15 protein-coding genes are annotated in these 14092 nt (G+C 39.5%); 10 read left to right on the top strand and 5 right to left on the bottom strand.

Going from position 1 to position 14092, the window contains the following annotated elements; all coding sequences use genetic code 11:
• Positions 1 to 1614 carry a PorP/SprF family type IX secretion system membrane protein gene (locus M3P19_RS03770; RefSeq protein WP_249656285.1) on the bottom strand — a complete coding sequence of 538 codons (1614 nt, stop codon included), beginning with the start codon at positions 1612 to 1614 and terminating at the stop codon, positions 1 to 3.
• A 152-nt stretch (positions 1615 to 1766) separates the two neighbouring features.
• On the opposite strand from M3P19_RS03770, the gene M3P19_RS03765 reads away from it, so the two are divergent.
• Positions 1767 to 2222 carry a histidine phosphatase family protein gene (locus M3P19_RS03765; protein ID WP_249656284.1) on the top strand — a complete coding sequence of 152 codons (456 nt, stop codon included), beginning with the start codon at positions 1767 to 1769 and terminating at the stop codon, positions 2220 to 2222.
• Positions 2223 to 2224: 2 nt separating this feature from the next.
• Here the strand turns inward: M3P19_RS03765 and M3P19_RS03760 are convergent, their stop codons facing one another.
• Complete coding sequence (locus tag M3P19_RS03760; RefSeq protein WP_249656283.1) at positions 2225 to 2962, bottom strand: DUF6503 family protein; 738 nt, start codon at positions 2960 to 2962, stop codon at positions 2225 to 2227.
• A gap of 68 nt (positions 2963 to 3030) precedes the next feature.
• Between M3P19_RS03760 and smpB the strand changes: the two genes are divergently transcribed.
• Positions 3031 to 3492, top strand: coding sequence for an SsrA-binding protein SmpB (gene smpB / locus M3P19_RS03755; RefSeq protein WP_249656282.1), 462 nt, complete (start codon positions 3031 to 3033; stop codon positions 3490 to 3492).
• A 6-nt stretch (positions 3493 to 3498) separates the two neighbouring features.
• Here smpB and M3P19_RS03750 read toward each other — a convergent pair whose 3' ends face one another.
• On the bottom strand, positions 3499 to 4140 hold the full coding sequence (locus tag M3P19_RS03750; RefSeq protein ID WP_249656281.1) for a protein-L-isoaspartate(D-aspartate) O-methyltransferase: 642 nt from the start codon (positions 4138 to 4140) through the stop codon (positions 3499 to 3501).
• 116 nt (positions 4141 to 4256) lie between these two features.
• On the opposite strand from M3P19_RS03750, the gene M3P19_RS03745 reads away from it, so the two are divergent.
• The 8 genes from M3P19_RS03745 to M3P19_RS03710 are packed head-to-tail and all read left to right on the top strand — an operon-like array spanning position 4257 to position 11684.
• On the top strand, positions 4257 to 5216 hold the full coding sequence (locus M3P19_RS03745) for a Gfo/Idh/MocA family protein (protein ID WP_249656280.1): 960 nt from the start codon (positions 4257 to 4259) through the stop codon (positions 5214 to 5216).
• A 53-nt stretch (positions 5217 to 5269) separates the two neighbouring features.
• Entirely contained in the window at positions 5270 to 6157 is an 888-nt protein-coding gene (locus M3P19_RS03740) for a 3-hydroxybutyryl-CoA dehydrogenase (protein ID WP_249656279.1), read from the top strand.
• A gap of 3 nt (positions 6158 to 6160) precedes the next feature.
• Complete coding sequence (locus M3P19_RS03735) at positions 6161 to 7396, top strand: DUF1015 domain-containing protein (RefSeq protein WP_249656278.1); 1236 nt, start codon at positions 6161 to 6163, stop codon at positions 7394 to 7396.
• A 5-nt stretch (positions 7397 to 7401) separates the two neighbouring features.
• Positions 7402 to 8058, top strand: a complete 657-nt coding sequence (locus M3P19_RS03730; RefSeq protein WP_249656277.1) for a YggS family pyridoxal phosphate-dependent enzyme — start codon at positions 7402 to 7404, stop codon at positions 8056 to 8058.
• Between the two features lie 20 nt (positions 8059 to 8078).
• Positions 8079 to 9434: an exonuclease domain-containing protein gene (locus M3P19_RS03725; RefSeq protein WP_249656276.1), complete on the top strand. Its 1356-nt coding sequence runs from the start codon at positions 8079 to 8081 to the stop codon at positions 9432 to 9434.
• Positions 9431 to 10270 carry an ion transporter gene (locus M3P19_RS03720; RefSeq protein WP_249656275.1) on the top strand — a complete coding sequence of 280 codons (840 nt, stop codon included), beginning with the start codon at positions 9431 to 9433 and terminating at the stop codon, positions 10268 to 10270. The genes M3P19_RS03725 and M3P19_RS03720 overlap by 4 nt, the downstream gene beginning before the upstream one ends.
• Positions 10267 to 11169: a tRNA (adenosine(37)-N6)-dimethylallyltransferase MiaA gene (gene miaA / locus M3P19_RS03715; RefSeq protein WP_249656274.1), complete on the top strand. Its 903-nt coding sequence runs from the start codon at positions 10267 to 10269 to the stop codon at positions 11167 to 11169. The genes M3P19_RS03720 and miaA overlap by 4 nt, the downstream gene beginning before the upstream one ends.
• 5 nt (positions 11170 to 11174) lie before the next feature.
• Positions 11175 to 11684: a gluconokinase gene (locus M3P19_RS03710; protein ID WP_249656273.1), complete on the top strand. Its 510-nt coding sequence runs from the start codon at positions 11175 to 11177 to the stop codon at positions 11682 to 11684.
• Positions 11685 to 11727: 43 nt separating this feature from the next.
• Here the strand turns inward: M3P19_RS03710 and M3P19_RS03705 are convergent, their stop codons facing one another.
• Both M3P19_RS03705 and M3P19_RS03700 read right to left on the bottom strand, forming a co-directional pair.
• The gene (locus M3P19_RS03705; protein ID WP_249656272.1) at positions 11728 to 12441 is read right to left on the bottom strand and encodes a response regulator transcription factor; all 714 of its coding nucleotides are present in this window, start codon (positions 12439 to 12441) and stop codon (positions 11728 to 11730) included.
• 5 nt (positions 12442 to 12446) lie between these two features.
• Positions 12447 to 14030, bottom strand: coding sequence for a sensor histidine kinase (locus tag M3P19_RS03700; RefSeq protein ID WP_249656271.1), 1584 nt, complete (start codon positions 14028 to 14030; stop codon positions 12447 to 12449).
• Positions 14031 to 14092: the final 62 nt, after the last annotated feature.

Genomic DNA, 14092 nt, shown 5'->3' with positions numbered 1-14092 from the left:
TTATTCGGCCCTTACTCTAAAAATCCAGGTTTTGCCATCGTATTTCCCGTTGAATTTGCTGTCCCTTGCCTGTCTGGCCTCCTGCATAGAGTTGTAACGCGCTAAATAAACATAGTTGTATTTGTTAAGTGACCTAAAGAATGATTTTGGATTCAATCCTTTTTGTTGCAATTCTTGCATGAAGCTATCAAAATACTTCTTGGTTCCGAAAACATTGGCAATCAGATAAAATCCTGGTTCAAGACCATCGGCAGTTGCCACTTCCTCATATTTTTCATTGGGTCTGACTTCTACTTTTTCTTGCTGTACCTGTGCAATACTATCTCGAATTCGCTGTTCTTCCAGCAATTGCTGTTCTTTTTGGACTTCTGCAATGGAATCCAGTCTACGTTGGTTTGCAGCCTTTGCCACTTCCCGTTCGATTTTTTCCTGCTGTATCCGTTCTGCATTGGACAAAGAATCTTGGCGACGTTGTCTTGCTTGGGCTATTCTTTGCTCTTCAGCAAGTGCCGCTGCCGCTATGGAATCTTTTTGTTTTTGAAGTGCCGTTTCACGCTCACGTTCCTCGGCCAATTTCAACTCTTCTTCCTGCTGTTTTTTAGCTGCTTCGCGCTTTTGCTGCGCTTCAAGTTGCTTCTGTTCTTCTTCTTTCTCCAGACGTTCCAAGGCCTCTTCTTCCGCAGCATTCAACTCCTGCTCTAAATCACTTTTATCGGTATCAGTTTTTCCGATGTGATAGGCCATCACCAATTCTATGGTAGATTTCTCGTCTTGAAGCTGATCATCCAGACCAAATTCGACGAGTGCACCTACTGAAAATTGCTTGGCAAAAGTCACACCTGCACCACCAGATGCGCCATAAAAACTGTTATATCCGCCTTGAACCCAAAACTTGGAAGTTGATAAAAGTCCGTTTAGCCCAAATTGTGTATCGGCATTAGGAATGGACTTTACATAAACTATTGGGCGTATAAAGCCGTTGAACAACCCAACGGGAAAATCATTGCTAATTGTCCCGGTGACTACAGTTCCAGAATCCCCGCTTCCACCCTCACTATCCGAAAAATTGACATCGAGGGCATTTTCCACCATAAGCCCTAAATTAAATTGGTTAACCTGTAAACGAATTGCCGGCGAAAACAATAGAATAAAACTTTCTGATATCTCCAATTCAGGCAGATCTATGTCTGGATTGGGCATAAACCTATCGTCTGCGAGTTTTTGTTGAAATCCATAAACATTGGCCCCAACATAAAAACTAATATTATTTTCCAGTGAAAATGAATGCACATAATTTAAGTTAAGTCCAGTATTAAGAAATGTTCCCGTGTTATGTTGCAAAAAACCAACGCCCGCCGCGGCATCAGAATTTATCTGTTGGGTGTAATTCAATAAAATGGTTGTTGGATCCCCGTCTACCGTCTGCCATTGCCAGCGACTCCATAAAGCGATAGCATTTGGCATATTCCAGTCCAGTGCATAGGTTGGATTGACCAGACTTGCATTAAACTGGGTCAAATTATGCTGTCGTAAATCAGCAGGCAACGCTAGTTCCTGAGACCTTAACACCGTTGTCAACAATAACATGGACAGCCAAACCAGATTTCGGAGCATACGATAAAATGAAATTTAAACGTTACTTTTAAATGCAACAAACGTAAAATAAAGGGAACTCTAGATCAGTAATTATGCGAATCACCAAACTATTTTTTGTCCTAACCATTACCACATTAATGGTAATTAGCTGCAACGACTCAAATAAAGATATGGAAATTAAAAAAGACCCAGTTATTTCCACGTTCTATTTTATTAGGCATGCAGAGAAAGATAGAACGAATCCAGAAAATAGAGACCCTGAACTAAACCAGGACGGTTTGGGAAGAGCCATCAAATGGGCAGAAGTTTTTGATCCAATCCAAATGGATGCCATTTATTCCACCAACTACGAACGAACTTCCATGACAGCGGCTCCTACATCAGTAAAAAAGAACATCACCATTCAATATTACGACCCTTCAAATGTGGATATTGAAGCCTTTAAAGCAGAAAATGAGGGCCAAAATGTGCTTGTGGTAGGACATAGTAATACAACCCCGGAATTCGTAAATAATATGCTTGGTTTTGAAAAATACGAGCATATAGATGATTCGGACAACAGCAGTCTTTTCATTGTCCGCATTATAGACGGCGAAGCTACCGATATACGTTTACAGATGGATTAAGTTTATTCCACTGCAATATCAGTCAACTCTATTTTGGATAACAAATCCAATTTACCTTCTTCAAACAGTTTGCCAATATCCATAAGATTGGAGGACTTATCTTTTGGTTTAAAGTTGTTATAATCTACGAATCGGATATCGCCAACATAGCGCTCGTTGTATGCTTCCCTAAAACGTTGTCCGCCCCCATCAGTGTGATAGTCATACGCTAAATACCTTGGCTTAAATGTTTGCTTATCAAACCAATACAAATACGTATCATCAAAATCTTTTCCTCCACCTTCTTGTTGAAATGAAACTTTAAGCTTGTAAAATGATTCACCTTTTATAACTTCCTCGCCCAAAAATTCTTTGTTCACGGCCTTATCGTTCAAACCATATGGCAAACGTGCAAAGTAATGCACTGAATTCACGGAATTTGCATACTTAAAAGCAATGGAATCGGGCAATTCCACTATAGTATCATTAAAGTAGTGTGTTAACCCAGCATTGGTCTTTACATCTGTAATTGTTACGGAATCCAAATAAGTAATTCGCTTTAAAACCTTTCCACCGTTCGATAACGCTGAAATATATTTCCTTTCGCGAAACATAAAAGATGTTCCTTTTTCCTTATAAAGTTTGCCACCGCTCACCTCAATGGACTTATCCACAATTTCCTGTGCCGTTAATTTGGGTTTCGTTTCCTGTTTACATGAGATGATTGCTACTAGAATCAATCCGAAGAGTGCTTTTTTCATTTGGAAAGGTTTCATAGATATTCGTAAAATGCACTGCAACATTACAAAGAGTTTCTATTTTTGTGCCGATGCAACAAAACATTAACATAAAAAATAAGCGGGCAAGGTTCGATTATGAAATCTTGGATACCTATACCGCTGGCATTGTTCTTGGCGGAACGGAAATTAAATCCATTCGGCTAGGCAAGGCTTCCTTGTCCCAAAGCTTTTGTGAATTCAATGATCGTGGTGAACTTTTCGTGGTCAATATGCAGATAGATGAATACAGCCACGGAGGACATTACAATCATAAACCCAAGGCCGTTCGCAAATTATTGTTGAATAAAAGAGAACTTAAAAAGCTTAGACGGGAGGTTACTACTACCGGGTTAACGATTATCCCTCTTAATCTTTTTATCAATGAAAGAGGATTGGCAAAGATAAATGTAGGTTTGGCCAAGGGTAAAAAGCTTTATGATAAACGTGAAACCATAAAGGACCGGGACAACAAGCGGGATTTATCCCGGATAAAAAAGAACTTCAACAACTAGGATGACCTAGTTTCTGTTTTCCAGTAGTGGAACAAAACGAAATGAACCCAATTCCTGTTTTTCAAACGCTTTCTCCGATTTTCTTTGGAATAAGGTCATAACCTGGCTATCCACACCAACTGGGATAACCAATCTGCCGCCTATCTTTAATTGGGAAAGTAGGGCCTTGGGTACATGTGGGGCTCCCGCGGTCACTATTATGCCATCAAATGGCGCATCCTCGGGCAACCCTTTGTAACCGTCTCCAAAAATTACCTTTTTAGGCCTATAGTTCATTTTGCCAAAGAACAGTTTCGTTTTCTTAAATAATTCCTGTTGCCGTTCAATGGTGAAGACCTTAGCCTTCAAATGCAACAAAACAGCCGTTTGATAACCACTACCCGTGCCAATTTCCAAAATAGCATCATTTGGCTTTATCTGGAGTAGTTCTGTTTGAAATGCCACAGTGTAAGGTTGTGAAATGGTTTGCTCAGCTCCAATTGGGAACGCCTTATCCTGATATGCATGATCTTCAAAGCCACTATCCAAAAACAAGTGCCTTGGAATAGCTCTTATGGCATCCAACACCTTTTGTTCTTGTATTCCTTTGGCAATCAACACATCTGCTAGCTGATTGCGCATTCCTTGATGTTTTAAAGTGTCTTTCATTGGCTGGGTCTGGCCCACGAATTTAAAAAGAACCCATCAAAATTAATAGCGTCTTCAACGCTTATTTTTCATGGAAGAGTGGTGGCATATCCTTATTTTTGACAAAAACAGTAGGTATGCTAAAAGTTGGTGTCCTTGGTGCCGGACATTTGGGTAAAATCCATCTAAGACTCCTAAACGAATCGGAAAAATACGAACTGATTGGTTTTTATGATCCAGACGAAATCAATGCAAAAAAAGTAGCCGATGAATTTGGCTACACCCATTATGCCAACATCAATACGCTAATGGATGCTGTTGACGTAGTGGACATTGTTACCCCGACGCTATCACATTATGATTGTGCCCAAAAGGCCATTGAAAAAGGGAAGCATATCTTTATTGAAAAACCCATCACCAATACCTTGGAAGAAGCTGAGGCATTGTTGGAATTGATCAAAAAGCATAAAGTAAAAGGGCAGGTTGGACATGTAGAACGCTTCAACCCAGCTTTTTTGGCAGTTAAGGACAATATTGACACACCAATGTTCATTGAGACCCATCGATTGGCTGAATTCAATCCACGAGGTACGGATGTGCCCGTAGTATTGGATCTCATGATCCATGATATTGACGCCATTCTCAGCGTTGTGGATTCTGAGGTGAAACAAATCAATGCCAGCGGGGTTTCCGTCATTAGTAAGTCCCCAGATATTGCCAATGCCCGCATCGAATTTGAAAACGGCTGTGTGGCCAATCTTACCTCCAGTAGGATTTCCCTGAAGAACATGAGAAAATCTCGATTTTTTCAGCGCGACGCCTATATCTCAGTAGATTTCCTCGAGAAAAAAGTAGAGGTTGTGAAAATGAAAGATGCACCGGAACAACCTGGTGATTTTGATATGATCCTGCAAAACGCCGAAGGTGAAAAAAAACAAATCTATTTTGAGAATCCGGAGATTGAAGCCAATAATGCCATTATGGACGAGTTGGAGACTTTTGCAGATGCCATAAATAATGATACGGTACCGGTGGTTACTTTAGAGCAAGGAACCAAAGCATTACGCGTCGCGTTGCAGATCATCGGTTCTTTTTAATTTGATTCACCCAAAGGGTTCACTTAGAACCCTCAATACAAATAATACATAGCATGAATACAATTGCAGTAATTGGAGCAGGAACCATGGGTAATGGAATAGCACATGTTTTTGCCCAAAACGGTCATCAAGTCAATCTGATTGATATTTCACAAACCTCCCTGGACAAAGGAATTGCCACCATAACCAAAAACCTGGACCGTATGTTGTCCAAAGAAAAAATAACTGAGGCACAAAAATCAGATACATTGAATAACCTATCCACCTTCACCAGTCTTTCTGAAGGTGTTAAAAATGTTGATTTAGTTGTAGAGGCAGCAACTGAAAATTTGGAAATCAAACTAAAGATTTTCAAAGAATTGGATGAGATATGTGCTGCGAATACCATTCTTGCCACAAATACATCATCAATTTCAATTACGCAGATCGCTGCCGCCACCAATAGAGCGGAAAAGGTAATTGGAATGCATTTTATGAATCCGGTCCCAATAATGAAATTAATTGAAATCATTAGAGGTTATAGTACTTCTGACGCGGTAACCAAAACCATTATGGATCTCTCCGTTAAATTGGGAAAAACGCCGACTGAGGTAAATGATTATCCTGGCTTTGTTGCCAACAGGATTCTTATGCCGATGATAAACGAAGCTATAGAAACACTATACAATGGGGTGGCTGGTGTTTCTGAAATTGACACGGTTATGAAGCTGGGAATGGCACACCCCATGGGACCACTTCAACTTGCAGATTTTATTGGTCTAGATGTTTGTCTTTCCATTTTAAATGTGATGTGCGATGGATTTAAAAATCCGAAGTATGCACCCTGCCCCCTATTGGTCAATATGGTTATGGCAGGTAAGTTGGGTGTCAAATCCGGAGAAGGGTTTTATGATTATTCGGAGTCTCGAAAGGCAGAAAAAGTAGCGGGTCAATTTAGCTGATAGATGGCGGTTATAAAACCTTTTAAAGCAATTAGACCTGCTAAGGACAAAGCTTCATTTGTTGCTTCTCGCTCTTATGAAGAATATCCTAAGGATGAATTGAAATCGGTTTTGAAATACAATCCGTTTTCCTTTTTGCATATCATCAATCCGGGATTTAAATTCCATAAAAACACCAAAGGTAGGGAGCGTTTTAGGTTGGTTCACAACCGTTATTTGGAGTTTTTGGAAGACCACATATTCTTAAAGGATGATGAACCTTGTTTTTATCTGTATCAAATATCCAAAGGCGATTTCAATAGTTTAGGTTTCTTTTGCGCTTGTAGTGTATTGGATTATCAAAATGATGTCATTAAAAAACACGAAGACACCATCCAAAGACGTGAAAAACTCTTTGCCGATTATTTGGATGTAGTTGGCTTTAACGCCGAACCCGTTTTACTTACTTACGCCAATAACAGCGCCATTGATGAGATAATTAGAAATGAAGCATCAAAAGAACCCGAATACAATTTTACTACAACAGACAAATACAATCACCAACTTTGGAAAATTGATGATTCCGCCACGATTGGCAATCTACAAACCTGTTTTGCACAAACGGACAAACTTTACATTGCGGACGGCCATCACCGTAGTGCTTCATCCAACTTGCTAGCGAAAAAGAAGAAAGAAGCAAACCCAAATCATTCGGGCACAGAACCCTATAACTACTTTATGGCGTATTTGATTCCAGAGACGGAAATCAAAATATATGAGTTTAACCGGATGGTCAAGGACTTAAATGGATTCACAAAGGAGGAATTCCTAATACAACTGGATGAACTCTACAGAATTGAAAAACGTGATGACGGTTTGTACAAGCCAACACAAAAACACCATTTTGGAATGTATTTGGATGGCGAGTATTATTCGCTATACCTACGTAAAACTGTATATGGGTTCACCGATGCATTGAGTAAATTGGACACACAAATTTTATATAAAACCATTTTGGAGCCCATTCTTGGTATTCACGATTTAAGGAAGGACAAGCGCATTTCATATGGATACGGCAAACATAATGTGCTAAAAATGAAAGATAACATAGATAAAGGGGATTATGCGGTTGGATTTAATTTGGTGCCAACAACCATTGAGGAAATTAAGGCGATAGCTGATGCCGGACAGGTAATGCCACCCAAAAGCACCTATATAGAACCCAAATTACGCAGCGGAATGACCATTTACGAATTTTAGCGCCTATGATCAAAGAAAATCTTGCCAATATAAAAGATGCTTTACCAGAGTACGTAACGCTTGTAGCGGTCTCCAAAACCAAACCTGAAACGGATATTATGGCTGCCTATGAAGCAGGACAACGCGTTTTTGGGGAAAATAAAATTCAGGAAATGGCCCAAAAATGGGAAAAGCTACCCAAGGATATTGAATGGCACATGATCGGACATGTACAGCGCAACAAAGTCAAATACATGGCGGAATTTGTGTCACTTGTACATGGTGTTGATAGTTTACGATTGTTAACTGAAATCAATAAGCAAGCGATGAAGCACAATCGAATTATACCGTGCTTGTTGCAAATACATATTGCCGAGGAATCCACCAAATTCGGGCTTAATACGTCAGAATTGAACGCTTTGCTTACCTCTAATGAATTCAAAGCACTGGAAAACGTAAGGATTTGTGGACTTATGGGAATGGCCACATTTACCGAGAACCAAACTCAGATTCGCAAAGAATTTGGGAATCTCAAAACCATTTATGATTCCGTGAAGAAAAAAATTGATAGTCTCAGCATACTTTCAATGGGTATGAGTGGAGATTACCAAGTGGCCATTGAGGAAGGCAGTACCATGGTGCGCATAGGAAGTAGTATCTTTGGTGTGCGTAACTACAATTAATCCATTTATCTGTCAGTTCCATGTACGCTGTACTTGATATAGAAAGCACCGGAGGCAAATACAATGAAGAAGGTATAACGGAAATTGCAATCCACAGGTTTGATGGACATCAGGTGGTAGATCAATTCATCAGTCTGGTGAATCCTGAACGGGAAATTCAACCTTTTGTCACTAAACTTACTGGCATCAATAATAAAATGCTACGTACAGCGCCAAAGTTCCATGAAGTTGCCAAACGAATTGTGGAAATTACGGAAGGTGCAGTTTTGGTTGCCCATAATGCCCAGTTTGACTATCGAATTTTGCGTACTGAGTTTAGAAGACTTGGTTATGATTTTCAACGCAAGACCCTATGCACTGTTGACCTATCCAAGAAACTTATCCCTGATGCCGAATCGCATAGCCTAGGTAAACTGGTACGCTCGCTTGGAATTCCTATGAGCGATAGACACAGGGCCAACGGAGATGCCATCGCCACATTAAAACTTTTTAGGCTACTTCTAGACAAAGATTCAGATAAACGCATTTTAACAGAGGTTATCCGTGAAGAAACCGAAGGTGAATTATCGCCTACCCAATTGGATATTGTATCAGAGTTACCTTCTGAAACTGGAGTGTATTATATGCATGACCGAGACGGCGAGATAATTTTTCTGGGAAAGACCAAAAACGCTAAAAAAAGAGTCAATCAGCATTTTACCAACGTTGGGCAACTGGCAAGAAAGCTTCAAAAAGAGACCAAAAAAGTTTCTTTTGAACGAACAGGCAGTGAATTGGTCGCAATTCTAAAGGAGTATGAAGAAATGCAAAAGACAAGGCCAAAACATAACCAGGTAGCCAAAAAGAAGCTGTTTTCGCATGTGCTGAATTTTTATCAAAACGGTACGGATCATATAACACTGGAAATTGTGAAACATCGATTTAAAAAACAGCGGAACATTGGATTCAACGGGATTCCTTCAGCAAAAAGCTTCCTCAAAAAAATCAGTGAAGAATACAATCTCTGCCCGGATACTTTGGCATTGGCTTCAAATGGCACAAATTTAACACCCGCGAACAATTGTATTAACCATAACAACGCAGAGGAATTTAACCTGAAACTAGAAGAGGCATTCCTAAAATACAGCATCAACCAAAAGAATATTGCGATTTTGGATAAAGGTAGAGAGCTAGGAGAACGCAGTTTTATACTTATTAGAGAAGGCGTTTTAAAAGGCTATGGCTATGTGGAACTCAACCATCAAATAAATAATATTCATATATTGGAATCAATTACCACTCCAATGACAAGTGATGATAATACCACCTTCATAGTGGAGTCGTATCTGAGGAAAAACGACCATCTCAAAATTTTGGAGTTAACACCCACCGATTGAAAAGACAAAAAACACAGTCAGGCTGGAGAAATACCATTCATGAAATCATTTATGAAGCGGATACACCGTTAGGTAAAATCTTTGATATCGTCCTGGTCTTTCTTATTGTACTCAGTGTTGTCCTTGTAATGCTGGAAAGTGTAAAGGAGATTGATGCAAACCATCACAAACTATTGCTCACCCTTGAATGGGTCGTTACGATTTTCTTTAGTTTGGAGTATATCGCACGTCTTATTAGTATCCGCCGTCCTTGGAAATATGTCTTCAGTTTTTATGGAATTGTGGATTTTGTTTCTACCATTCCGCTCTACCTCTCCTATATTTTAGCAGGTTCTCAGGTTCTGTTGGCCATTCGGGCATTTCGATTGCTACGGATATTTAGGATTTTGAAGTTGGTGAAATTCTTGGGCGAAGCTTCGCAATTAAAGGCAGCCTTAAAGGCGAGCCGTGCTAAAATTGCAGTCTTTATTTACGTTGTATTGATACTTTCTGTAATGCTTGGTACGGCCATGTACTTAATTGAAAGTGATGAGGCTGGCTTTACCAGTATTCCGCGTAGTATCTATTGGACCATTGTAACACTAACCACCGTAGGTTATGGTGATATTGCTCCGCAAACCAATCTAGGACAGTTTTTTGCAACCGTAATCATGATATTGGGTTACGGAATCATTGCGGTGCCCACTGGCATTGTCACAGTAGAGTTTTCCAAGCATCAAAAAGGTAAAAAGGGCAATCATTTGGTCCACACCAACACTCAAGCTTGTCCTAGTTGTACCGCTGAAGGACATCGCGATGATGCGACCCATTGTTATAACTGCGGCGAGTTACTATGAGTTCCAAAACCCTCATTGCGGTGGTAGGCCCAACGGCCATTGGAAAAACGAGATTGGGAATAGAACTTGCCCAACATTTCGGAACGGAGATTATATCTGCGGATTCAAGACAGTTTTTCAAAGAAATGCAGATAGGAACCGCCGTCCCCACGCGTGAAGAGCTTGATACTGTAACGCATCATTTCATCCAACACATCAGCATAAATGAGCCTTATTCGGTTGGCGATTTTGAGCATGATGCAATTGCCAAATTGGATTCCTTGTATAAATCGCATAAGACCGTGGTTATGGTAGGTGGGAGCGGACTATATGTGGATGCAGTAATAAAAGGACTCGACAATTTTCCACAGGTGGACCCTGGGCTTCGAATTCAGCTAAATAAAAACCTTGAAAATCTGGGACTTGTTAGTTTGCAAGATGAACTTAAAAAAAGAGACCCCAACTATTACGAACAAGTGGATTTAGAGAACCCGCATCGTGTTATTAGGGCTTTAGAAGTAAGCATTTCCGCAGGAAAACCTTACAGCTCATTCTTAAAACAAGATAAACCTATTCGTAATTTTAATGCTGTTTATGTGGGAATAAATGCCGAAAGGGAAGTCATCTACGATCGAATCAATCAGCGAGTTGACTTGATGATGGAAAATGGATTATTGGAAGAAGCCAAGGCACTGTATTCATTTAGAAATCTGAATGCCCTTCAAACAGTGGGTTATAGGGAGTTGTTTGCACATATGGATGGCAGTTTTGATTTGGCCACTGCAGTGGAGGAAATAAAAAAGAATACCCGAAGATTTGCAAAACGGCAACTTACATGGCTCCGTAAAAACGAACAGATCATATGGGTGGATTATATGTATGATTTAACCACTGTATTGAATCAATTGCAATTAAACTAGACACCATGACCTCAAAATATACCATCATTATCCTCATGGGTGTTTCCGGCACAGGTAAATCCACTATTGGTCACCTGCTGTCCGACCAGCTGGACATTCCTTTTTTTGACGGCGATGACTTCCACCCCAAAGCGAATATTGATAAAATGTCCAATGGCATTCCATTAGATGACCATGACCGGGAAGGATGGCTTATTCGTCTGAATGAACTAGCAGTTGAGCATAAATTGCATGGAGCAATAATTGCATGCTCGGCCTTAAAAAAGACCTATCGGAAGCTATTAAGGAATAAAATTGAAGGTCAAATGGCTTTTATTCATTTAACAGGTTCATTCGACCTTATAAAATCCCGATTGGAAAAACGCAAATCACATTATATGACATCTGCATTATTGCAATCACAATTTGATACTTTGGAAACACCAGCTTCGGCACTTGAAGTTTCTATCACTTCCGGTCCAGAGGAGATTGTCGCGAAAATTCTGGAGTATCTGGCATCAAATAACAATCAATAAAAAAAGCCACCCAAAGGTGGCTTTTTATGTGTTTTATAATCTTTTATTGATTTTCTGCTTTAACGACCAATCTAAATCCTTCACCATGAATGTTTAGGATTTCGACCACATCATCTCGCTTAAGGTACTTACGCAATTTGGCGATATATACGTCCATACTTCGAGAAGTGAAATAATTATCGTCCCGCCAGATTTTGGTCAATGCCAATTCCCTTGGCATTAGATCATTTTCATGCAAGGCAAGCAAACGCAATAACTCATTTTCCTTAGGAGACAATTTAATAGGTTCTTCTTCCATATATGTTAGGAACCTCAGCTTGGAATTCAAATGGAAATTACCAATTTCGAATTCGAATTGCTTGCTGTCAGCCAGAGTACTTGAAGCTTTTCTTTGAAGAATTGCTTTAAGTTTCATTAGCAATACCTCAGAATCGAATGGCTTGTTCAAATAGTCGTCTGCTCCTGCCTTATAACCTTTTAGGACATCTTCCTTCATGGTTTTAGCTGTTAGGAAAATAATTGGAACGTTCTCATTCTTTTCCCTGATTTCGCGAGCCAAGGTAAATCCATCCTTGTAAGGCATCATGACGTCTAAAATACAAACGTCATAATTGTCTTTTTTGAACTTTTCAAACCCTTCCATTCCATTTTTGGCAAGAACAACATCAAAGTCGTTCATGGATAAGTAATCCTTGAGAACAATCCCAAAATTGGGATCATCTTCTACCAATAGAATCTTCTTTTTCTCTGTCTCCATATGTTTTAAATTAAGGGGAGTTTTATAAAGAAAGTACTGCCTTTACCTTTTTCACTCTCGGCATAAACCTCTCCCTGATGATCTTCTACTATTCGTTTTACATAAGCTAGTCCTAATCCGTGTCCCTTAACATTGTGAATGTCTCCGGTGTGTTCTCGATAGAACTTTTCGAACACTTTTTTAAGAACCACTTTACTCATTCCTGCACCTTGATCCTTGATCTTAACTATGATGCTATTTTTCACCAATTCGGTATATACATCAATTTTTGGGGATTCAGGTGAATATTTGACGGCATTATCCAACATGTTCACGATCACATTGGTAAAATGGGTGTCGTTAGCTAGAACTTCTGAACGTCCAGCATCCAAATGCGTATGCACATAACCACCTCTATCTGCAACAATCAATTCAATATGGGTTACCGCATCTTCAATAATATCATGAACATCAACCCTGTCTTTACTGATATCCAGCTGGTTTTTCTCCAATTTGGATATCCGCAAGACATTTTCTACTTGGGCGTGCATACGTTTATTTTCATCCTTGATCATTCCCAAATAGCGAAGTACTTTTTCCTTATCCTCTATTGAGTTTGGATTTCGTATGGCCTCTACTGCCAAATTGATTGTCGCAATCGGCGTTTTGAATTCATGGGTCATGTTATTGATGAAGTCTGTTTTAATCTCTGAAATCTGCTTTTGTTTGATCAATTGATAGATCGCACTGGAATATGCCACCATAATGACCAACGTAAATACCAAAGACAACAAAGCCATGCCCATAATGGATTGAAACAAGAATTTATTCATGGATGGGAAAGTGAGCAGCAATGAAAAATTACTAAGCCCTTCACTATCCTTGAATATTGGCGCCTTGTACATTTTAGATTCCGAAAATTTGAACTTCTTGGATTTCACTTTGGTCGGGTAACCTTGACTATAGACTCCATACTCGTAGTCTATATCTATGTTCCTGTTTCCAAGTTCTTGTCCAAGTAACAGTTCCAATTCTTGTTTGGTCACCCTTTTATGGATAGGCCTACTTTTGGCATATTCCATAAATACATCTTCCAAAGCAAGCTTCTCAATACTTGAAAGGCCACCAATTTTTTCTGCACGTTGTATGGGTGTCAAACTATAACTCTTACCATCCAAGCCGTACTCCTCACGAAAAACCGCTTTTGTACGCTTGCTTGTGAAGTTGGTAATGGTTGTTGAATCCTCCTCCCCTGTTAAGTTATCAAAGAACGTTGATGATATATTGTAATCTTCCTCAAGTATTCCATGGGAATAAAAGAGAATTTCATCTGAGTTTAAATCCCTGTCTACAAACAAAAAATTTCTGAACTGGGTAGATTTGGGTTGGTCCACACTATCTACCAATGAAGCCAAACGATCTGAATAATCCTTCATCTCCCTTTTCTCCACCCTACTTGCTACCTTATCCAGGATGTCCGTAACTGTTCTTGAGAATTGCTCCTCCTTGTCATTTATCGAAGTTCTAATCCAGTAAACCTGAACAAAAATTATCCCGATTAAGGACAAGCTCATAAGAATGACGAGAAGAACAAATAGCTTCTTGTTCATTGGGGTAAAATTAGAAATTTAACATTTAGGCCTTTTATCGTTTAACCTAACCTTAACAAAAA

The organism is Flagellimonas spongiicola, assembly GCF_023502425.1.
GTDB classification, from domain to species: Bacteria; Bacteroidota; Bacteroidia; order Flavobacteriales; family Flavobacteriaceae; genus Flagellimonas; species Flagellimonas spongiicola.
Note: the sequence above shows the minus strand (reverse complement) of the source record. Positions and strands in the feature narration are given on the sequence as shown.